General features: G+C 62.8%; 19 protein-coding genes. 16 read left to right on the top strand and 3 right to left on the bottom strand.

All coding sequences use genetic code 11. The annotated features are described in order from the left end of the window. The first annotated feature begins 106 nt into the window (after positions 1–106). Both NCT04_RS00950 and NCT04_RS00955 read left to right on the top strand, forming a co-directional pair. Positions 107–1,003, top strand: a complete 897-nt coding sequence (locus tag NCT04_RS00950) for a glucosamine kinase nucleotide-binding domain-containing protein (RefSeq protein WP_250462693.1) — start codon at positions 107–109, stop codon at positions 1,001–1,003. A gap of 47 nt (positions 1,004–1,050) precedes the next feature. Beyond that, the gene (locus NCT04_RS00955) at positions 1,051–1,875 is read left to right on the top strand and encodes a Cof-type HAD-IIB family hydrolase (RefSeq protein ID WP_250462695.1); all 825 of its coding nucleotides are present in this window, start codon (positions 1,051–1,053) and stop codon (positions 1,873–1,875) included. A gap of 434 nt (positions 1,876–2,309) precedes the next feature. On the opposite strand, the gene NCT04_RS00960 is transcribed toward NCT04_RS00955, so the two are convergent. The 3 genes from NCT04_RS00960 to NCT04_RS00970 form a co-directional block, all read right to left on the bottom strand. Next, positions 2,310–2,594 carry a PXPV repeat protein gene (locus NCT04_RS00960; protein ID WP_250462698.1) on the bottom strand — a complete coding sequence of 95 codons (285 nt, stop codon included), beginning with the start codon at positions 2,592–2,594 and terminating at the stop codon, positions 2,310–2,312. 298 nt (positions 2,595–2,892) lie between these two features. Next, entirely contained in the window at positions 2,893–3,612 is a 720-nt protein-coding gene (gene aqpZ, locus NCT04_RS00965) for an aquaporin Z (RefSeq protein WP_244826809.1), read from the bottom strand. Between the two features lie 251 nt (positions 3,613–3,863). After that, entirely contained in the window at positions 3,864–4,928 is a 1,065-nt protein-coding gene (locus NCT04_RS00970; RefSeq protein ID WP_244826810.1) for a glycosyltransferase family 4 protein, read from the bottom strand. A gap of 649 nt (positions 4,929–5,577) precedes the next feature. Between NCT04_RS00970 and flhD the strand changes: the two genes are divergently transcribed. The 14 genes from flhD (at position 5,578) to NCT04_RS01040 (ending at position 19,683) form a co-directional block, all read left to right on the top strand. Beyond that, positions 5,578–5,949, top strand: a complete 372-nt coding sequence (gene flhD, locus NCT04_RS00975; protein ID WP_250462702.1) for a flagellar transcriptional regulator FlhD — start codon at positions 5,578–5,580, stop codon at positions 5,947–5,949. 403 nt (positions 5,950–6,352) lie between these two features. Then, positions 6,353–7,213, top strand: coding sequence for a flagellar motor stator protein MotA (gene motA, locus NCT04_RS00980; protein ID WP_244826812.1), 861 nt, complete (start codon positions 6,353–6,355; stop codon positions 7,211–7,213). 16 nt (positions 7,214–7,229) lie between these two features. Continuing rightward, positions 7,230–8,213: a flagellar motor protein MotB gene (motB, locus tag NCT04_RS00985; protein WP_244826813.1), complete on the top strand. Its 984-nt coding sequence runs from the start codon at positions 7,230–7,232 to the stop codon at positions 8,211–8,213. Between the two features lie 77 nt (positions 8,214–8,290). Beyond that, positions 8,291–8,671 carry a response regulator gene (locus NCT04_RS00990; RefSeq protein WP_244826814.1) on the top strand — a complete coding sequence of 127 codons (381 nt, stop codon included), beginning with the start codon at positions 8,291–8,293 and terminating at the stop codon, positions 8,669–8,671. Positions 8,672–8,734: 63 nt separating this feature from the next. Continuing rightward, a complete protein-coding gene (cheA, locus tag NCT04_RS00995; protein ID WP_250462705.1) occupies positions 8,735–10,996 on the top strand; it encodes a chemotaxis protein CheA in 2,262 nt (753 codons plus the stop codon). Between the two features lie 22 nt (positions 10,997–11,018). Beyond that, positions 11,019–11,537: a chemotaxis protein CheW gene (cheW, locus tag NCT04_RS01000; RefSeq protein WP_244826816.1), complete on the top strand. Its 519-nt coding sequence runs from the start codon at positions 11,019–11,021 to the stop codon at positions 11,535–11,537. Between the two features lie 46 nt (positions 11,538–11,583). Beyond that, a complete protein-coding gene (locus NCT04_RS01005; RefSeq protein ID WP_250462708.1) occupies positions 11,584–13,401 on the top strand; it encodes a methyl-accepting chemotaxis protein in 1,818 nt (605 codons plus the stop codon). Between the two features lie 147 nt (positions 13,402–13,548). Continuing rightward, the gene (locus NCT04_RS01010; RefSeq protein WP_244826818.1) at positions 13,549–14,478 is read left to right on the top strand and encodes a CheR family methyltransferase; all 930 of its coding nucleotides are present in this window, start codon (positions 13,549–13,551) and stop codon (positions 14,476–14,478) included. Then, positions 14,475–15,242, top strand: coding sequence for a chemoreceptor glutamine deamidase CheD (cheD, locus tag NCT04_RS01015; RefSeq protein WP_244826819.1), 768 nt, complete (start codon positions 14,475–14,477; stop codon positions 15,240–15,242). Before NCT04_RS01010 ends, cheD begins: the two co-directional genes overlap by 4 nt. Further along, positions 15,239–16,363, top strand: coding sequence for a protein-glutamate methylesterase/protein-glutamine glutaminase (locus NCT04_RS01020; RefSeq protein WP_244826820.1), 1,125 nt, complete (start codon positions 15,239–15,241; stop codon positions 16,361–16,363). Before cheD ends, NCT04_RS01020 begins: the two co-directional genes overlap by 4 nt. Positions 16,364–16,417: 54 nt before the next feature. After that, entirely contained in the window at positions 16,418–16,813 is a 396-nt protein-coding gene (gene cheY / locus NCT04_RS01025; RefSeq protein ID WP_244826821.1) for a chemotaxis response regulator CheY, read from the top strand. A gap of 38 nt (positions 16,814–16,851) precedes the next feature. Continuing rightward, the gene (gene cheZ / locus NCT04_RS01030; protein ID WP_244827944.1) at positions 16,852–17,523 is read left to right on the top strand and encodes a protein phosphatase CheZ; all 672 of its coding nucleotides are present in this window, start codon (positions 16,852–16,854) and stop codon (positions 17,521–17,523) included. 321 nt (positions 17,524–17,844) lie between these two features. Next, positions 17,845–18,354 (top strand): DUF2844 domain-containing protein, encoded by a 510-nt coding sequence (locus NCT04_RS01035; protein ID WP_502799706.1) that lies wholly within the window; start codon positions 17,845–17,847, stop codon positions 18,352–18,354. An 18-nt stretch (positions 18,355–18,372) separates the two neighbouring features. Continuing rightward, positions 18,373–19,683 carry a DUF3443 domain-containing protein gene (locus tag NCT04_RS01040; protein ID WP_250462714.1) on the top strand — a complete coding sequence of 437 codons (1,311 nt, stop codon included), beginning with the start codon at positions 18,373–18,375 and terminating at the stop codon, positions 19,681–19,683. Positions 19,684–19,728: the final 45 nt, after the last annotated feature.

Genomic DNA, 19,728 nt, shown 5'->3' on the forward strand with positions numbered 1-19,728 from the left:
GTTTCTCGGTTTTCGGATCGCGTCAGGATAGCCGAAGGGCCGCTTTCCGCCACCTCGGCCATTCGGCCAATTGGCGCGCGCCGCCAGCACCGGTAAGCTTGCGGCCATGACTACCTCGACTCTTACTTCTTCCGACGGCTTTCTGCTGGGCATCGACGGCGGCGGCAGCGGCACGCGCGTGATTCTTGCCGATGCTGGCGGCGCCGAACTCGCGCGCGCGAGCGGCGGTCCCTCGGCGCTCGCGCTCGGCGTGGAGCGCGCGTGGCAGGCTATCGGCGATGCCTGCCGGCGCGCCTTCGAAAGCGCCGGTCTGCCGTTCGACTGGAACGCATGCTCGCTCGGCTGCGGTTTGGCTGGCGTCAATAACGCAGACTGGCTCGCGGGCTTTCTTGCTCACGCGCCACGCGTGCGCGCACTGAACGTCGAGAGCGACGCCTACACCACGGTTCTGGGCGCGCACGGTGACGACGCGGGCGTGATCGTCGCGCTCGGTACGGGCAGCATCGCGGCATCGCTCGATGAAGCCGGTGTATGCCGAATCGCCGGCGGTTATGGCTTTCCGAGCGGCGACGAAGCCAGCGGCGCGTGGCTCGGCCTGCGCGCGGTCGTGCATCTTCAGCGCGTTCTCGACGGTCGCGCGGATGCCGACGGCTGGTCGCGCGCACTGCTCGAACGCACCGGCGCAAGCGATCGCGACAGCCTTGTCGTGTGGCTCTGCGCCGCCAATCAGACGGTGTACGCCACGCTCGCGCCGCTCGTCTTCGAGTTCCGCGATCATCCGGCGGCGGCGCGTTTGCTCGCGCAGGCCGCACGGGAGATCGAGACGCTCGTCGGCGCGCTCGATCCCGCGGGCAAGCTGCCCGTTGCGTTGTGCGGCGGACTTGCCGCGCTTTACGAGCCGTTCGTGCCTGCCGCCTTGCGCGAACGCGTGCGATCCCCGCGCGCTGATTCGGCCGCTGGCGCGTTGGAAATGGCGAGACGTGCGCATCGTCGGGCGCGATAAAATAGCCCGCTTCGCGGCAGCTTCGATCCGCTCACACAGGGCAGTTCATGTACTCGGCCATTGCAACCGATCTCGACGGCACGCTTCTCAATAGCGACCACCAGCTCGACCCCTTCACCGCGACCACCGTTCGCACGCTCGCGTCGCGCGGCGTGCCTATCGTGATCGCGACGGGGCGGCATTATCGCGACGTCGCGGGTATCCGCGATGTGCTCGGCGTCGACGCCTATCTGATCACGTCGAACGGCGCACGCGTGCACGCGCCCGGCGACGAACGCATCTACTCGCGCGATCTCGATCCCGCCGCCGTTCGCCGTCTGGTGCAACCGGATCTCGCGGGCGGCAATGGGCGCGTGATCGTCAACCTCTTCGCCGACGACGCGTGGCTGATCGACCGTCACGCGCCGCAATTGCTCGTTTTCCATCAGGATTCGGGCTTCAAGTACGAGGTGATGGATCTGCGCGAGCACGACGGCGAGAACATCGCGAAGGTGCTGTATATCGGCGAGCCGGCCGATCTGAAAGAGACAGCGGCAAATCTGGAGCGCGAATTCGGCGACTCGCTGTACGTCACTTATTCGCTGCCGGACTGTCTTGAGGTGATGACCTCGGATGTGTCGAAGGGACGCGCGCTGCGCTACGTTTTGCAGCGACTGGATATCGATCCCGCGCAATGCGTCGCGTTTGGCGACAACATGAACGACATCGATCTGCTCGAAACGGCGGGGCATCCGTTCATGATGAAAAACGCGAATCCCGATCTCATCAAACGGCTGCCGGATGTACCGCGCATTGGCAACAATTTCGAGGCGGGTGTCGCGCATCAGTTGCGCAAGCTTTTCGGGATTCGTGACGAAATTGCGGGTGCCTGACCTGTTGATGGAGCGTGCGGGGCGGCGGTGGCTCGTGCTGCGACTTCAACCGCCATCGCAACTGCGACCGCTAGTGCCATCGCAACTGCGAAGGCGAACGCCACCGTAAGTGCGACTGCGACTTCAACTGCCAACGCAACTGTGACGGCAATGGCGACCGCGAGTGCCATCGCAACTGCGAAGGCGACTGCCACCGTAAGTGCGACTGCGACTGCGACTCCAACTGCCAACGCAACTGTGACGGGCAACGGCGACCGCGAGTGCCATCGCAACTGCGAAGGCGACTGCCACCGTAAGTACGACTGCGACTGCCACCGTAAGTGCCACCGCGACCGCCACCGTAAAGGTCACCGCCACCGCCACCGCCACCGCCACCGCAGCTCCGGCCGCTGCAGCTCCGGCAACCGCAGCCGCAGCCGACTGCGCCATCATTCTTATCCGCGACGTCCCCAGCCATTGTGATTGCCGTTGTCATGCCAGCCGGCACGATTCCATCGGCCATTGTCGTGGCCGTAGTTGCCATGCCAGCGCGGTTCGTCATGACGATAATAAGGTCGGCCATACACCGGCGCCGGGCGCACATAAACCGGAGCCGGCGCCACATACGCGGGTGCGCCGAGCGAAACGCCGATGTGAAGATCACTGTGGGCCTGAGCCGCTCCAACCGCACCGATCGCGAGGCCGACAGCTACGAGCATGTGGGTGACGATGCGCTTCATGGTGTTCTCCTTTAGAGCGACGCGTGTCGCATGAGTCCAATGTAAGCGCCGCGCGTCTTACAAGCCTCGACGAGTTGTTACGGTATGAAAGCGCGTCGTAAAGACGATGAAGCAAGCTGGAGCCTTGTCCAGCAAGGCTTTCAAGCAAGGGAACGGCGCGCCGAACGAAGATAGTAAGCATGCTTCGTAATTGTCCATTACATTTGTCTCGCCGCTTTAATCTAAGAGCACAGAATTCGCGCTGGAAAAGCAAAACGGGCGCACGAGGCGCCCTTCTTTGAAGCATGATCAAACGTACTTAGGCAGTGATCAGTGCCTTTCTGCGTTCGCTCGTCAGGATCGGGTACACCACGCCCGCGACGATTGCACCGGCCAACGGCGCGATCCAGAACAGCCACAACTGGTCGAGTGCCCAGCCGCCGACGAACAATGCCGGGCCAGTCGAACGCGCCGGATTCACCGACGTGTTGGTGACGGGAATCGAGATCAAATGGATGAGCGTGAGGCACAGGCCGATGGCGATCGGCGCGAAACCCTTCGGTGCGCGGTCATCAGTGGCGCCGAGAATGACGAACAGGAAGAAGAAAGTCATTACGCCTTCGCAAACCAGTGCCGCGAGCATCGAATAGTTGCCCGGCGAGTGCTCGCCGAAACCGTTCGCCGCGAAGCCGCTGGCAACCAGATTGAAGTCGGGATTGCCCGTGGCGATCAGCGACAAAACCCATGCGCCGAGCGTCGCGCCGATCACCTGAGCGATGATGTACGGACCGAGATCACGTACCGGAAAGCGGCCCGCAACCGCGAGACCGATGCTGACCGCAGGGTTCAGGTGGCAACCCGACACATGGCCGATGGCGTAAGCCATGGTGAGCACGGTGAGACCGAACGCCAGCGAAACGCCAGCCAGGCCAATGCCGACATGAGGAAAGGCCGCGGCAAGCACGGCGCTTCCGCAACCGCCCAGCACAAGCCAGAAAGTACCGAAAATTTCAGCGCCGAGACGCTTCGACAATTGCATGATCCTGCCTTCGTGAAAAATATGAACAACCGTCGACAAGATGCAAGAAAGCTCAACTCCTCTTGCGCAGCGGAGTTTAAGCGCGATTCTTTGGCAAAACTGTCAAAAATGGTTGATTTGCAGTCAATTCACGCGATAACGGCAGAATCTTCGGAATATCCTTAGCGGGTCGAATTGGGCTCACACAATGAAAAACCGCCCGTTGTCGGGCGGTTTTTTTAAACGATACCTAAGGTCTGGCGCGCCGCGTATTAGCCCACTGCGACCTGACGAAGCACCGGACGCTTGGCCGCCTGAAGCATGGCCGTGTAGCTATCGACGTAATTTTGCGCCATGGTCTTCGCGCTGAAACGACGCTCGAACTGCGCGCGGATTTCCGTGCGCGATAGCTCATCTATCCGATGCAGCGCGCCCACTGCGCCTTGCACGTCTTCGCAGATAAAGCCGGTCACGCCATGATCGATCACTTCCGGCACCGAGCCGCGATTGAACGCGATCACCGGCGTGCCGCATGCCATCGCTTCGATCATCACGAGGCCAAACGGCTCGTTCCAGTCGATCGGGAATAGCAGCGCCTTTGCGCCCGACAAGAATTCCGGCTTCTGCGCTTCATTGATCTCGCCGATGAACTCGACATGCGCCTGCGACAAGAGCGGCTCGATGGTCGACTTGAAATATTCCTGGTCGACCTTGTCCACTTTCGCGGCGATCTTCAGCGGCAAACCGCTTTGCGCCGCGATCTTGATGGCCAGATCGGCGCGCTTTTCCGGGCAGATACGGCCAAGGAACGCCAGGTATTCCGGCTTTTTGTGCGGCTGCGGCGTGAGCAAATCTTCCGGCAGACCGTGATAGACCGTGTTTAGCCAGTTGGCTTGCGGCAGCGGCGTGCGTTGATTGTCCGAGATCGAGATCACGTTCGCCTTCGTGAACGTGTTGAAGATCGGCTGGAGTTCAGGCAGGTCGAGACGGCCGTGCAGCGTCGTCACGAAAGGCGTGTCCATCTGCGTGAACAGCGGGAACGGCATGTAGTCGAGGTGGAAGTGCAGCACGTCGAATTCATGCGCGCGGCGGCGGACGGTTTCGAGCAGGAGCATGTGCGGCGCGAGCGCGTCGCGCACGGTCGGGTCGAGGCGCAGCGCGCGCGGCCAGGCCGCATCGAGAGTCGCCTTGGTTTGCGAATCGCCGCTGGCGAACAGAGTTACATCGTGGCCGAGGTCGACGAGTGCGTCGGTCAGATACGACACGACGCGCTCGGTGCCGCCGTAAAACTTCGGGGGAACTGCTTCGTGCAACGGTGCAATTTGTGCGATTCGCATAACGTGACTCTCCTGTTATTTAAGGCATTGCAGTCACGCTCCGGTCGAGCGCTCGACGCATGCCGTTCGGGCGGGCCGCGTTCGTATAGAAGACGCCGCCCGAGACTGGCCCGGACAAGAAACTGTTCAACCGGGTTATCCCTTACTGCTCATTATCGGGATCGAGCGCGGCATTACACTTCATTTTTCAAACGCTTAACCTTGTTACAGCACGAAACAACGGCTGTTACGAAGTCAAAAAGTGCATCGATATCAATGACGTAGACGAATTCGACGCACGCAGGGCATTGCCGCGAGGCATTGAAGTAGCACGGATCGGGCCTAACGCATATGGGCCGGTTCTGCGCATGGCACGGGGCGATTCGTGCTCACAGCGTGTCAAGTCAGATGAAAAGCAGCCGATAGTTGAGTTTGGTGCTCCCGATTCGCTCAAACAGCCGTTCAACTATTTCGCGTAGGAATTTTTCTTACACGACGTCGCGGGCTTTTCCGTCGGTAAATCGGTCGATTTATCCGATTGGCGCGCGCTCGAAGCCTCATCGACAATCGAATCCACACCATGAGCGGGGCCGAATCGCCGCAATCCAGAGCGATCCGAGCAAACGTTTCCCGCACGGCCTGACGAGCCGGGTATCGATTCGGGGAAAAGATGACGGCCAGCACAACCACCACGCTCGCGGAGATTCGCGAGCTTAATCTCGCGTACTTGCTTCTGGCGCAGCAGCTATTGGTTGCGGACCGCGCTTCGGCCATGGCTCGGCTGGCGCTTTCGGACGACGTGGCGCAGTTATTGGCTTCGCTTTCACCCGCGCAGGCGGTGAGGGTGGCGTCGTCGAGCCATTTGCTGTGCCGCTTTCGCTTCGACGATCACGCCATCCTTTTCGTCACTCGACGAAAAGGACAAAAGCGCAGCGCCGGACGCGACCCTCCTCGCGGATGCATTGGCGATAGAGGCCGGCTGATCTGCGCGTTGATTCGAGCCGATCACGGCGGCGTTTGCGTTCCACGCTCACAGCGCTGACCGAACGCAACGGCGCGCAGCCGGCATGAACCGATCGGACGAGCGGCCGCCGTGCCGACACCTCGTAAGTTGGTCGGCATACGTCTGCGGCCCATGACAGGCCATTCATCCCAGTGAGCCGCCTCGCTGCCAGATCGACGCACGTCTCGCGGTCAACTCGCCTTCTACCACGAACAACTGGCTTATCGCGAAGAGCTATACGCCGCCGTTGCGCGCACGAAAAGGCATTCGCACCGTAGCGTCCCCGCGCGCCATGCGCCATTGCGCCGCATGTCGTCAGAGCCCCATCCCACGCGGGTTTTAGCGTTTGCCTCACCTCCCGGTCATGCACCAAAGTTTTCCCTTGCCGTGCCGTAAACCCACATAACGGCGGTCATCCCGCAACTACCTTGAGGACTCGACTGTGCTGATTTTCGTTGGAACGCTCGTGACATTGCTGTCCGTATTCGGCGGTTACGCGCTCGAAGGCGGCCACCTTGGCGCGCTCGTGCAACCGGTCGAAATCTTGATGATCGCGGGCGCGGGTGTCGGCGCATTCATCCTCGGTAACGGCATCAAGACGATCAAATCGACGCTGCGCGTCATTCCCACGCTGTTCAAGGGCTCCAAGTACAACAAGGATGTGTACATGGAACTGATGGGCCTGCTCTACGTCCTGCTCGCCAAGGCGCGCAAGGAAGGCACGCTCACCCTCGAAAGCGATATCGACGATCCCCATAAAAGCCCGATCTTCGGTCAGTACCCGAAGATTCTCGCGGACGAGCACATCGTCGAATTCCTGACGGATTATCTGCGGCTGATGGTCGGCGGCAACATGAACGCGTTCGAGATCGAAAGCCTCATGGACGAGGAAATCGAGACGCATCACGCCGAAGGCGAAGCGCCCGCACAAGCGCTGCACAAAGTGGGCGACGCCATGCCCGCGTTCGGTATCGTCGCGGCCGTCATGGGCGTCGTGCACACGATGGCTTCCGCCGATCAGCCGCCCGCGATTCTCGGCGAGATGATCGCGCAGGCGCTCGTCGGCACCTTCCTCGGCATTCTGCTTTCGTATGGCTTCATCGGCCCGCTCGCGGGCGTGGCGGAGCAGCGCGTGGCCGAGCAGACCAAGATGTTTCAGTGCATCAAGGTGACGATCCTTGCGAGTCTGAACGGCTATGCGCCCGCCATCTCGGTGGAGTTCGGCCGCAAGGTGCTGTTCTCGACCGAGCGCCCGTCGTTCTCCGAACTGGAAGAACACGTGCGCCGGGTCCGCGCGAAGTGAAGCGAGGAACGACGCCATGAGTTCACCCGACAAAGACCGGCCAATTTTCATCAAGCGTATCGTCGCGGGCCGCAAGGGACATCACGGCGGCGCGTGGAAGCTTGCCTACGCGGACTTCATGACCGCGATGATGGCGTTCTTCCTGCTCATGTGGCTTCTGAGTTCGACTTCGCCGGTGCAACGACGCGGTATCGCCGAATACTTCAACACGCCGCTCAAGGCCGCGATGGTCGGCGGCAAGACCGTCGGCATGGACTCCAGCATCATCATGGGCGGCGGGCGCGATCTGTCGAGCCCCGAGCCCGGCACGGTGCGCACCACCGAAGGCAATACGCCGTTCGCGGTGCGCTCATCGGCAAGACCCGATGAAGCCGCGTTGAGACAAGCCGAAGGCGAGATCGAACGCCGCGAGCAAGAGCGCCTGCACGACCTCCAGGTGAAGCTCATGTCGGCCGTCGAGGCCAACCCGACCTTGCGCCAGTTCAGGCAGCAGATACGCATCGATTCGACCCAGCAGGGCTTGCGCATCGAGATTGTCGATACCCAGAAGCGGCCCATGTTCGCGCTCTCCAGCGACTCCGTGCAGCCGTACATGCGCGACATTTTGCGCGAGATAGGCAAGACGCTGAACGACGTGCCCAATCGAATAGTCGTGCAAGGACATACGGATGCCGTGAAGTACGCCGGCGGCGACAAGGGCTACAGCAACTGGGAACTGTCGGCGGACCGCGCGAACGCGTCGCGGCGCGAGCTGATCTATGGCGGCATGGACGAAGCGAAGGTGCTGCGCGTGCTCGGGCTTGCATCGACGCAGAACCTGAATCGCAAGGACGCGATGGACCCGGAAAACCGGCGCATCAGCATCATCGTGCTCAACCGGCGCGCGGAGAGCGCCATGTTGCGCGACGACGGCGCGCCGCCCGCGACATTCGACAACGCGGCGGGCGCGGCTCCCGTGCTGGACAAACTCGCGCCCGTATTCCAAGCGCGACCGCAATAAAAGCGAAATCCGCGCGAAAGACTCTCAAGACTCCACACGTTTTAGCCGTCAACCCGGCAAGACCGCAAGAGACACACATGATCAAGAACATTCTGGCAATCGACGATTCCGCCGCCATGCGGCAGATTCTCTCCGCCACGCTGACGACGGCGGGCTACGAAGTGACCGTCGCGTCGGACGGCAACGAAGGGCTCGAATGGGCCCTCGCCGAGCGTTTCGATCTCGTCCTGACGGACCAGCACATGCCCGGCAAGAGCGGGCTCGATTTGATCGCGGAGTTGCGGGTGAATCACGCCTACCAGGCAACGCCGGTGCTCGTGCTGACGACCGAGGACAGCGAAGCGTTCAAGGACGCGGCGCGCGCGGCGGGAGCGACCGGCTGGATTCAGAAGCCGCTCGATCCCGAGCTCTTGACCGAGTTGGTGGCGGCACTGTCGGAACCCGAAGAGCAGCACTGAGCAAGACGAAGCAAACCTCGACCGAATAACGCGACTGAACAGCATTTCTGCGGTGACTCAAGCATGACACTCGACATTACCCAGTTCTATCAGACCTTCTTCGACGAAGCAGACGAACTGCTCGCGCAGATGGAGCAGCTGCTGCTCGTTCTGGACATTGCGAATCCCGATCCGGAAGACCTCGCGGCGATCTTTCGCGCGGCGCATTCGATCAAGGGCGGCGCGGCGACCTTCGGCTTCACGGCGCTCACGGAAACGACGCACATCCTCGAATCGCTTCTGGACCGCGCGCGCAACAATGAACTCGTTCTGCGCCGCGACATGATCGATACCTTCCTCGCGACGAAGGACGTGCTCTCGGACCAGCTCGCCGCGTATCGCGCGAGCGCCGAGCCGGATGCGGCCGCGGCGGCCGCGATCTGCGCGAAGCTCGAGCGTCTGAAGCACGAAGACCCGGAAGCGCCGGCGGCACCGGTGATAGAAGAAGCCGCCGCCGTCATCGAGAAGGCGCAACAACACGAACCCGCCTACGAAGGCCCGAACGCTCCGCCCGCGCATGTCATCGCGCAGGCTGCGGAAGCGATCGAGGACGACGGCACGTGGGACGGCGCGTTCGAAGTCACGGACGGCGCACCGATTGCAGGAACCGCTGCGGCAGCATCGGCAGCGGAAGCAGGACCCCACCTGAAAATTACGCTACGGGGGGTGGGCGAGAAGGACCTGGCGACTTTGACCGAGGAGCTGGGTAACCTGGGAAGTATCGTCGGAGAAAAGAAGACTGACGCCGAACTCGTGCTTTGGCTCGAGTCGGACGTGAGCGCCGACGACATCGTGGCCGTGTGCTGCTTCGTGATCGATGAATCGCAGATCGGAATCGGCCGTGGCAATGCGGCGGATCAGTCGGCGCAGTCGCCGGCCGCATCCGTCGAAGTACCGCCGGCAACGGCGGCGCATCACGCGCTACAGCAACAGCCGGACGCATCGCAGGCGCTTGACGCGTCTGCATCCACGGCGCAACAAAAACAACAAGCGGCGACGGCGGCGGTCCCGGAGACTGCCGCCCAACCGTCACAGAAACCGGCCAACGCCAATACGAACGATGCCGATAAAAAGGCGCGTCCGGCAGCGGCCGCATCGGCGGAAGGCAGCTCGATTCGCGTCGGCGTGGAGAAGGTCGATCAGCTCATCAACCTGGTGGGCGAACTGGTCATCACGCAGGCGATGCTCGCGGAAACGACGAGCACGTTCGATCCTGCATTGCACGACCGTCTTTTCAACGGCATGGCGCAGCTCGAACGCAATGCGCGCGATCTGCAAGAAGCCGTCATGTCCATCCGCATGATGCCGATGGATTACGTATTCAGCCGCTTCCCCCGGCTCGTGCGCGATATCGCGGGCAAGCTCGGCAAGGACGTGGAACTCGTCACGTTCGGTCAGGCGACCGAACTGGACAAGAGCCTGATCGAACGCATCATCGATCCGCTCACGCACCTCGTGCGCAACTCGCTCGATCACGGCATCGAAACCGTGGAAGCGCGTCGCGCGGCGGGCAAGTCGACGACCGGCCAGCTCGTGTTGTCGGCGGCGCATCACGGCGGCAACATCGTGATCGAAGTCAGCGACGACGGCGCGGGCCTGCGCCGCGACAAGATTCTCGCGAAGGCGCAGAAGCAGGGCATGCAGGTTTCCGAGTCGATGAGCGACGAGGAAGTGTGGCAGCTCATCTTCATGCCGGGCTTCTCGACCGCCGAACAGGTGACGGACATTTCCGGCCGCGGCGTGGGCATGGACGTGGTCAAGCGCAACATCCAGTCGATGGGCGGCCACGTCGAAATCAAGTCGCGTGAAGGCGCGGGCACGACCACCAAGATCGTGCTGCCGCTCACGCTCGCGATTCTCGACGGCATGTCGGTGAAGGTCGGCAGCGAAATCTTCATTCTGCCGCTCAATTTCGTGATGGAGTCGCTTCAGCCGGTGGCCGAAGACATCTACACGGTCGCCAACGGCGAGCGCGTGGTGCGCGTGCGCGGTGAGTATCTGCCGCTCGTGGCGCTGCATGCCGTGTTCGACGTGGAGAACGCGCGCACCGAGCCCACGCAAGGCATCGTCACCATCATGCAGACCGAAGGCCGGCGCTTCGCCATGCTGATCGACGAACTCGTCGGCCAGCAGCAAGTGGTCGTGAAGAATCTCGAAACCAATTATCGCAAGGTGCACGGCATTTCAGCCGCGACCATTCTGGGCGATGGCAGCGTCGCGCTGATCGTCGACGTGGCCGCGCTCAACCGCGAATCGCGTGTGCAGCACAGCGCGCACGCTCATTAACACCCGCATCGAAGGAGTTACCGTGGCAGACATTCAAAACATCCATTCCGCGACGTCTTCGCGTCGCGACGCGCAACACGCGGAAGCCGCCGGACAAGAGTTTCTGGTGTTCACGCTCGGCGCCGAAGAGTACGGCATCGACATCCTGAAGGTGCAGGAGATTCGCGGTTACGACAACGTGACGCGCATTGCCAATGCGCCTTCGTTCATCAAGGGCGTGATCAATCTGCGCGGCATCATCGTGCCGATCGTGGACATGCGCATCAAGTTCAATCTGGGTCGCGTCGAGTACGACAACCAGACGGTCGTGATCATTCTGAACGTCGCGCATCGCGTGGTCGGCATGGTGGTCGACGGCGTCTCGGACGTCCTCACGCTCACGCAAGAGCAAGTGATGCCCGCGCCCGAATTCGGCGCGACGCTGACCTCCGAATATCTCACGGGCTTAGGCACCGTGGATGGCCGCATGCTGATTCTGATGGACATCGAGAAGCTCATGACGAGCCGCGAGATGGAATTGATCGACTCGGTTGCCGCTTAAAACAACCGCGTTCGTGTACCGAAGCGCGGGCTCAGGGAAGAAAGACATGTTCAAGAAGTTGTCGATCCGCACGATGCTCACGCTCGTCGGACTGCTATTCGTCAGTTGCGCGGCCGTGATCGGCGCGCTGTCGCTCGTCGGCCTGAACTCGGCGAGCCATTCGCTCACGTCGCTCGCGCAGGAAGACATGGTCGCGATGCGCGCGCTCGCGGAGACCTCGTCGTATCTGCTGCGCTCGCGCATCACGCTCGACCGCGTGCGTTCGCTCGCCGAAGCGGGCAACGACGCGGAAGCGAAGAAAGCGCTGGACCGCGGCCAGTATCTGCTCGACAAGAGCAACGAGAACTGGAAGCTCTATCTCGACACCCATAAGCCGATGCTGCCGAAGACCACGCTCGATGAGCTCGTGGCGCAGCACGACACGCTCGTGAAGACGGGCGTCGAGCCGGAATTCACCGCGATCCGCGCGAACGACATGGCCGCGTATCACGCCATCGCGGATACGAAGATCAGCCCGATGTTCGTGTCCTTCGATCAGGCGGTAGTCGCGGCGGTGGCGTTCCAGCAGAAGCACGCGGAAGAATCGCGCTCGAACACGGCGTCGCACATCTCGACGCTTAGCCTGACCATCGGCGCGCTGCTCGCGTTGTCGGTGCTCATTCTCATCGGGACGCGCATCGCGTTGCGCGGCCTTATCGTGCAGCCGATCAACGACGCCGTCGATCACTTCGACCGCATCTCGCGCGGCGATCTCACGAAGTCGGCGCATACCGACAGCACGAACGAGATCGGGCGTCTGTTCGCGGGCATCGAACGCATGCGAACGGACCTGACGCATATGGTCGGTGCGGTGCATCGCGGCGCGGAATCGATCGATGTCGGCGCGCATGAAATTTCGAGCGGCAACACGGACCTCTCGCAACGCACGGAAGAACAGGCGGCGTCGCTGCAGGAAACGGCGTCGAGCATGGAAGAGTTGACGAGCACGGTCAAGCAGAACGCGGACAACGCGCGTCAGGCGAGCCAGCTTGCGGTGAACGCGTCGGATATCGCGTCGCGCGGCGGCCAGGTCGTCGAGCAGGTCGTCGATACGATGAACGCGATTGCATCGAGTTCGAGCAAGGTCGTGGACATCATCGGCGTGATCGAAGGCATCGCGTTCCAGACCAACATTCTCGCGTTGAACGCGGCCGTGGAAGCGGCGCGTGCAGGCGAGGAAGGACGCGGCTTCGCGGTCGTGGCGGGCGAAGTGCGCTCGCTTGCACAACGCAGCGCGGCGGCGGCGAAGGAAATCAAGGCGCTGATCGGCGACTCGGCCGGCAAGGTGCAAAGCGGCTCCGAACTCGTCACGCGCGCCGGTGAAACCATGGGCGAGATCGTGCAGGCGGTGCGCCGCGTGACCGACATCATGGGCGAGATCAGCGCGGCATCGGAAGAACAGTCCGATGGCATCGAGCAGGTGAATCGCGCCGTCACGCAGATGGACAGCGTCACGCAACAGAACGCGGCCCTCGTCGAGGAAGCGGCGGCAGCCGCGGCATCGCTCGAAGAGCAGACGCGGCAACTGAAGGACGTGGTCGGCCAATGGCGCATCGAAGCAGGCACCAAGACCGTTGCCGCGCCCGCTACACGCGTGGCGCCGAAGGCTGCCGTCTCGAAGGCGAAGACGTTCAAGCGCGCCGAACCCACAAAAGTTTCGCACGAGGCTAACGTCGCGCGCGAACCGGCCGTTATCAAGGTAACGGCAAGCGAAGCGCAACAGCCAGCGAAGAAGCCCGCGCCGCGTATGGCAGCGAAAGCCGCCGTGAGCGCACCGCGCGCCAAGGCGGCGACTGCGGACGACGGCGACTGGGAAACCTTCTAAGCCGGGTTTGCAAACAGCAGCGACCATGCAGGCTTTCGACATGAGCTCCGTTCGCGGAGAACAGCGACGACAAAGCCACGCAAGATCGCATTCAACGACACAACGGCGCGCGTCGCCGAAGAAGACGCCAGGGAAGCACGAAGCATCATGACGGCAACGCGCAACGCACGCATCGACCCGGCCGCCGGCACGCGCGGCTCCGAAGTCGAACGCGACTTCGAATTCACGGCAGCGGACTTCGCTCGCATTCGCGGACTGATCCATCGCCGCGCGGGCATTTCGCTCTCCGACCACAAGCGCGACATGGCGTACAGCCGTCTCGCCCGCCGTCTGCGCGCATGCGGCATCGACACGTTCAAGCTGTATCTGGACCGGCTGGAAGCCAACGAAGACAGCAACGAATGGGAAGCCTTCGTCAATGCGCTGACCACGAACCTCACCGCGTTTTTCCGGGAATCGCATCACTTTCCGATTCTCGCGGACTTCGCCAAGCGCCGGCAGCAACCGGTGTCGGTGTGGTGCTCGGCGGCATCGACGGGTGAAGAGCCTTACTCGATCGCGATGACGCTCGTCGAAGCGCTCGGCGATCACGCCGCGCGCCAGTGCACGGTGTTCGCAAGCGATATCGACAGCCAGGTGCTCGCCAAGGCCGACGCCGGCGTGTATTCGCTCGATCAGGTGAAGACGCTGCCGGCGGACCGCCTCAAGCGTTTCTTCCTGAAGGGCACAGGCGCGCATGCGGGCCTCGTGAAGGTTCGTCCCGAGCTGCGCGCGATGGTGAACTTCGGCCGCGTGAATCTGACGGATGCGCGCTACGACATCAAGGGTCCGTTCGACGCGATCTTCTGCCGCAACGTGATGATCTACTTCGACAAGCCGACGCAATCGCACGTGCTGTCGCGCTTCGATCCGCTGATGAAGCCGGGCGGCCTGCTGTTCGCGGGACACTCGGAAAACTTCACGTACGTGTCGCAGGCGTTCCGTCTGCGCGGCCAGACCGTGTATGAACTGACGCGCGACATGAAGAACGCGGGCGCGGCGAAACAGACGAAGGCGCTGGCGGGAGAAGTGGCATGAGCGGCCTGCCGATCGCGTCGAATCTGTATTTCGACAATCACTTTCAGAAGCCGGGCGTGAAGCTCCTGCCGAACGAGTTTTACATGACGAGCGAAGACATGGTGCTCGTGACCGTGCTCGGCTCGTGCGTGGCGGCGTGCATCAACGATCGCACGGCGGGCATTGGCGGGATGAATCATTTCATGTTGCCCGACGACGGTTCGGATGCGTCGGCGGCGGCGTCCGATTCGATGCGCTACGGCGCCTATGCAATGGAAGTGCTGATCAACGAACTCATCAAGCGCGGCGGACGGCGTGAGCGTTTCGAAGCAAAGGTGTTCGGCGGCGGCGCGGTGCTCGCGGGCATGACGACCATCAATATCGGCGATCGTAATTCGGAGTTCGTGCGGCGTTATCTCGCGCTGGAAAAGATTCGTATCGTCGCCGAGGATTTGCAGGGCATGCATCCGCGCAAGGTGGCGTTCATGCCGCGCTCGGGACAAGTGATGGTCAAGAAACTGAAGGCCGCGCACGAGCCGGTGGTGGTGGAACGCGAGCAGGCGCTCGTGCAACGCACGCCGGAAGAACGCGCGGAGCGGCTCGCAAAGGCACGCTCGCGGGTCGAGTTATTCAACACGAAGCCGGGTGCGGCGGGCGCCACGGGCAAGCCGCGCGTGGAACTGTTCGGCGCATCGAGTGCGGCGGGCGCAAAGCCCCGGGCCGAGCTTTTCAGCAGCGGCCTGGCGCGTGCGCCGCGCAGCACCAGAGCGGCGGAGGAAGCATGAGTATCGTCAACGCGAACAACAAGCCGGCGACGCCGAAGATCAACGTACTGTGCGTCGACGATTCGGCGCTGGTGCGCAGCCTGATGACCGAGATCATCAACTCGCAGCCCGACATGCACGTGTGCGCGACCGCGCCCGACCCGCTCGTCGCACGTGAGCTCATCAAGCTGCATAACCCGGACGTACTGACGCTGGATGTCGAAATGCCGCGCATGGACGGCCTCGACTTCCTGGAAAAGCTGATGCGCCTGCGGCCGATGCCGGTCGTGATGGTGTCGTCGCTGACCGAGCGCGGCAACGAAATCACGTTGCGCGCGCTGGAACTCGGCGCGGTGGATTTCGTGACGAAGCCGAAAGTCGGCATCCGCGACGGCATGCTCGATTACGCGGAGAAGCTCGCCGACAAGATTCGCGCGGCCTCGCGCGCTCGCGTGCGGCAGACGACGCATGCGGCGAGCGCGCCCGCCAGCGCGGGGTCGGCTGCGGCCGTGCGGCCCGCGCCGCATTTGAACAACCCGTTGGTATCGACGGAAAAGCTGGTGATCGTCGGGGCATCGACGGGCGGAACGGAAGCGATCCGCGAAGTGCTCGTGCCGCTGCCGCCCGATGCGCCCGCCGTGCTGATCGCGCAACACATGCCGCCCGGCTTCACGAAGTCGTTCGCGCAGCGTCTGAACGGACTGTGCCGTATCACGGTGAAGGAAGCCGAACACGGCGAGCGTGTCTTGCCGGGCCACGCGTATATCGCGCCGGGCCACGCGCATCTGGTGCTCGCGCGCAGCGGAGCGAACTACGTGGCGCATCTGTCGGACGCGCCGCCGGTCAACCGGCATCGTCCCTCGGTGGATGTGCTGTTCCGCTCGGCCGCGCAGCACGCGGGCAAGAACGCGATCGGCGTGATCCTGACCGGCATGGGCCGCGACGGCGCGGCCGGCCTGCTCGACATGCAGCAGGCGGGCGCTTACACGCTTGCGCAGGATGAAGCGAGTTGCGTGGTGTTCGGCATGCCGCGCGAAGCAATTGCAATGGGCGGTGCGAGCGAAATCGCGCCGCTCAACGAAATGAGCCGGCGCGTCATGGCGCGGCTTGCCTCGATGGGCGAACGCGTGCAGCGCGTCTGATTTTTCACTTTGGATTCGCGGCGTCGCGCCGCATTGAAACAACCGGGAGTAGTGATGGACAAGAACATGAAGATCCTCGTCGTCGACGATTTTCCGACGATGCGCCGTATCGTGCGCAATCTGCTGAAAGAACTCGGCTATTCGAACGTCGATGAAGCCGAAGATGGCGCCGCCGGTCTCGCGCGACTGCGCGGCGGCGGCTTCGACTTCGTCATCTCCGACTGGAACATGCCGAACCTCGACGGCCTCGCCATGCTGCAGCAGATTCGCGCGGACGCCAACCTCTCGCATTTGCCGGTACTCATGGTGACGGCGGAATCGAAGAAGGAAAACATCATCGCGGCGGCGCAAGCCGGTGCGAATGGTTACGTCGTTAAGCCGTTCACGGCCGCCACGCTCGACGAGAAGCTCAGCAAGATTCTCGAGAAGATGGCCAAAGCGGGGAGCTGATCGTGAACGATCTGACTACTGATTTTGCCGCCCCGCTCATGCAGGCGGAGATCGAGAACGATCAGTCCACTGACCGGATTCTCGCCCGCATCGGGCAACTGACGCGCACGCTGCGCGACTCGATGCGCGAACTCGGCCTCGATAAGCAGGTGGAAGCGGCAGCCGTTGCCGTTCCGGACGCACGCGATCGCCTGAAGTACGTCGCCACGATGACCGAGCAGGCTGCCGAGCGCGCGCTCAACGCGATCGAACTCGCGAAGCCGATGCAAGAAGCGATGCAGCACGAAGCACAGGCGCTCGATGCACGCTGGGAGCAATGGTACGGCGCGCCGCTCGGACAGGGCGAAGCGGGCGAATTGCTCGCGGATACGCGCACGTTTCTGCAAAGCGTTCCGGCGAAGACGCAGGCGACCAATGCGCAACTGCTCGAAATCATGCTCGCGCAGGATTTCCAGGATTTGACCGGACAGGTCATCAACAAGATCACGGATGTCGTGTATCTCATCGAACAGCAATTGCTTGGCGTGCTGCTCGAAAACATCGCACCGGAGCGGCGCGAGCAGTTCGCGGCATCGGCGGCGGCGCTCGTCTCTTCGAGCGGCAGCCCGGAAGCCTTGCTCAACGGTCCGCAGATCAATCCGCAAGGCCGCAGCGATGTCGTGCAGGATCAGTCGCAAGTGGACGACCTGCTGGCGAGCCTGGGTTTTTAAGCTCCTGCATCGGCGGCTTTCTCGCCCGCGAATGACGCGGCGCGCACGAAGAGTGCGCGTCGCGTTTTTTCGCGCGCGTCGTAAATTCGTGTGAATGAATCGCACTGTTTCCGGTCCAATTCGCCAAAACGCAAACGGCGCGTGCTGGCGAACGTTCGGACAATTCCGAGGACTTTGGCATACTGACGGTTGTGCGGCACCCTGGCGGTGCGCAAATCGGCGGTTCTTGCGTCACCGGAACGTCATGAGCCGGCCGCTTGCGAGTGCGCCGGCGGCGTCAAACATCATGGACAGCGAATATCAGGAGGCCCAGTGAAGGCACTGAAGCAACCCCGTCTTGGGCATCTGCAAAGACACTTCGTTCTGCTAGCGGGAGCGTTCGGCATCTGCGCCGCGGCACCGGCATTGGCCGCGCTTGGCGGCGATCCGCTCACCGCGCCACCGGGCGCCACGGCGACGAATGCGGTCGTGCGCGCAGCCGTGGGCGCCTCGGGCGCGTCGTCTGCCAGCGCTTCGAGTTATACGGTCCGGTCGACCACGCTTGCGAGCGGCACCATCGTCAACGAGTATTTGTCCACGGAAGGCACGGTGTTCGGCATCGCCTGGCGCGGACCGCGTGTGCCCGACCTGGCCACGCTGCTCGGCAGCTATTTCCCGCAGTATCAGCAAGGCCTGCTCGCGCAACGCGTCGAGCGCGGCGCACGCGGTCAGGTGAGCGTGCAGGATTCGGGTCTCGTCGTGCGCTCGGGCGGACACATGGGTGCATTTGCCGGCAGCGCCTATCTGCCGCAATCCTTGCCCGCCGGCGTATCCGCCAGCGACATTCAGTAAGCGACGGGAGAACCCAGTATGCGTAGAACTACACTCGGCCTCGGCGCTTCCTCTTCTTCGAGCGCACGCAACTGCGTGCGCTGGCTCGGCGCGCTGTTCCTCGCGTTCGCGCTCGCCGCATGCGGCGGTGGCGGCGACGACAACAAATCCAGCTCGAACGGCGGTTCGAGCGGCGGTTCATCCGGCGGCTCGGTTGGCGGCGGCGGTTCCACCAGCACGGCGAACGCGCAGCCCGTTGCGGCCAACGGCACCAATGCCGTGCCGATCAGCGTCAACGCGGGTGTGGCGGGCTTCGTCAATATTCCGAACGTGTCGGTGACGGTATGCGCGCCGGGCACGAACGTATGTCAGACCATCGACAACATTCAGCTCGATACCGCTTCCTACGGCCTGCGTATCCTGAACACGGCGGCGCAGTCGGTACTGGGCAGCCTGCCTGTCACGAGCGCGGGGAACGGCGGTCAGCTCGCCGAATGCGCCGGTTTCGCGGATGGCTATACGTGGGGCACGGTGCGTCAGGCGGATGTGCGTATCGGTACCGAAGTCGCGAGCAACGTGCCGTTGCAGATCATCGGCGATCTGGCTTCGACCTCGGCGCCGTCCGGCATGAACGGCTGCCCGTCCGGCAATGACGAAGCGACGACCGCTGATATCGGCGCGAACGGCATTCTCGGCGTCGGTCCCGCGACCTACGACTGCGGCACGTCCTGCGTGAGTTCCGCGCTCAACGCGACTTACTTCTCCTGCCAGAACGGCACGAACTGCACGGGCACGGCGGTGCCGCTCGCGCAGCAGGTCGTCAACCCGGTCATGCGCTTTCCGACCGACAACAACGGCGTGATCGTGCAGTTGCCGCCCATTCCAGACAACGGCGCGGCGAGTGCCGCCGGCACGCTGGTGTTCGGCATCGGCACGCAGAGCAATAACTCGCTCTCGGGCGTCACGAAGTACGGCACGGACCAATTCGGCGATCTGACGGGCTCCTACAAGGGCACGACGTATCAGACCTTCTTCGATACCGGCTCGAACGGCAACTTCTTCCAGGACAGCTTCACGCTCTGTTCGAGCACGAGTTCGTTCTATTGCCCGAGTTCCGAGCAACAGTTGTCGGCCACGATCACCGGCAGCGAGGGCAATACCGCCACCGTGCCGTTCAGTCTCGTAAGCGCGCGCACGCTGACCTCGGGCGGCGGGAAGTACGCATTCGACAGTCTCGGCGGTCAGTTGGGCATGACGGGCTTCTTCGACTTCGGCATGCCGTTCTTCTACGGACGGCACGTGTATGTCGGCTACGATCCGCAGGGAAGCTCGCCTTACGTGGCGTTCTGATCGGCCAGTAAGTTCGAAGCAAAAAAAATCCGGCAGCGTTGAGCG

This window comes from Caballeronia sp. GAFFF2 (assembly GCF_023631485.1).
In the GTDB taxonomy this organism is placed as follows: domain Bacteria; phylum Pseudomonadota; class Gammaproteobacteria; order Burkholderiales; family Burkholderiaceae; genus Caballeronia.

Coding starts and splice junctions, on each gene's coding strand:
- NCT04_RS00950 (WP_250462693.1), top strand. CDS start 107: ATGACTACCTCGACTCTTACTTCTTCCGACGGCTTTCTGCTGGGCATC.
- NCT04_RS00955 (WP_250462695.1), top strand. CDS start 1,051: ATGTACTCGGCCATTGCAACCGATCTCGACGGCACGCTTCTCAATAGC.
- NCT04_RS00960 (WP_250462698.1), bottom strand. CDS start 2,594: ATGAAGCGCATCGTCACCCACATGCTCGTAGCTGTCGGCCTCGCGATC.
- aqpZ (WP_244826809.1), bottom strand. CDS start 3,612: ATGCAATTGTCGAAGCGTCTCGGCGCTGAAATTTTCGGTACTTTCTGG.
- NCT04_RS00970 (WP_244826810.1), bottom strand. CDS start 4,928: ATGCGAATCGCACAAATTGCACCGTTGCACGAAGCAGTTCCCCCGAAG.
- flhD (WP_250462702.1), top strand. CDS start 5,578: ATGACGGCCAGCACAACCACCACGCTCGCGGAGATTCGCGAGCTTAAT.
- motB (WP_244826813.1), top strand. CDS start 7,230: ATGAGTTCACCCGACAAAGACCGGCCAATTTTCATCAAGCGTATCGTC.
- NCT04_RS00990 (WP_244826814.1), top strand. CDS start 8,291: ATGATCAAGAACATTCTGGCAATCGACGATTCCGCCGCCATGCGGCAG.
- cheA (WP_250462705.1), top strand. CDS start 8,735: ATGACACTCGACATTACCCAGTTCTATCAGACCTTCTTCGACGAAGCA.
- NCT04_RS01005 (WP_250462708.1), top strand. CDS start 11,584: ATGTTCAAGAAGTTGTCGATCCGCACGATGCTCACGCTCGTCGGACTG.
- NCT04_RS01010 (WP_244826818.1), top strand. CDS start 13,549: ATGACGGCAACGCGCAACGCACGCATCGACCCGGCCGCCGGCACGCGC.
- cheD (WP_244826819.1), top strand. CDS start 14,475: ATGAGCGGCCTGCCGATCGCGTCGAATCTGTATTTCGACAATCACTTT.
- NCT04_RS01020 (WP_244826820.1), top strand. CDS start 15,239: ATGAGTATCGTCAACGCGAACAACAAGCCGGCGACGCCGAAGATCAAC.
- cheY (WP_244826821.1), top strand. CDS start 16,418: ATGGACAAGAACATGAAGATCCTCGTCGTCGACGATTTTCCGACGATG.
- cheZ (WP_244827944.1), top strand. CDS start 16,852: ATGCAGGCGGAGATCGAGAACGATCAGTCCACTGACCGGATTCTCGCC.
- NCT04_RS01040 (WP_250462714.1), top strand. CDS start 18,373: ATGCGTAGAACTACACTCGGCCTCGGCGCTTCCTCTTCTTCGAGCGCA.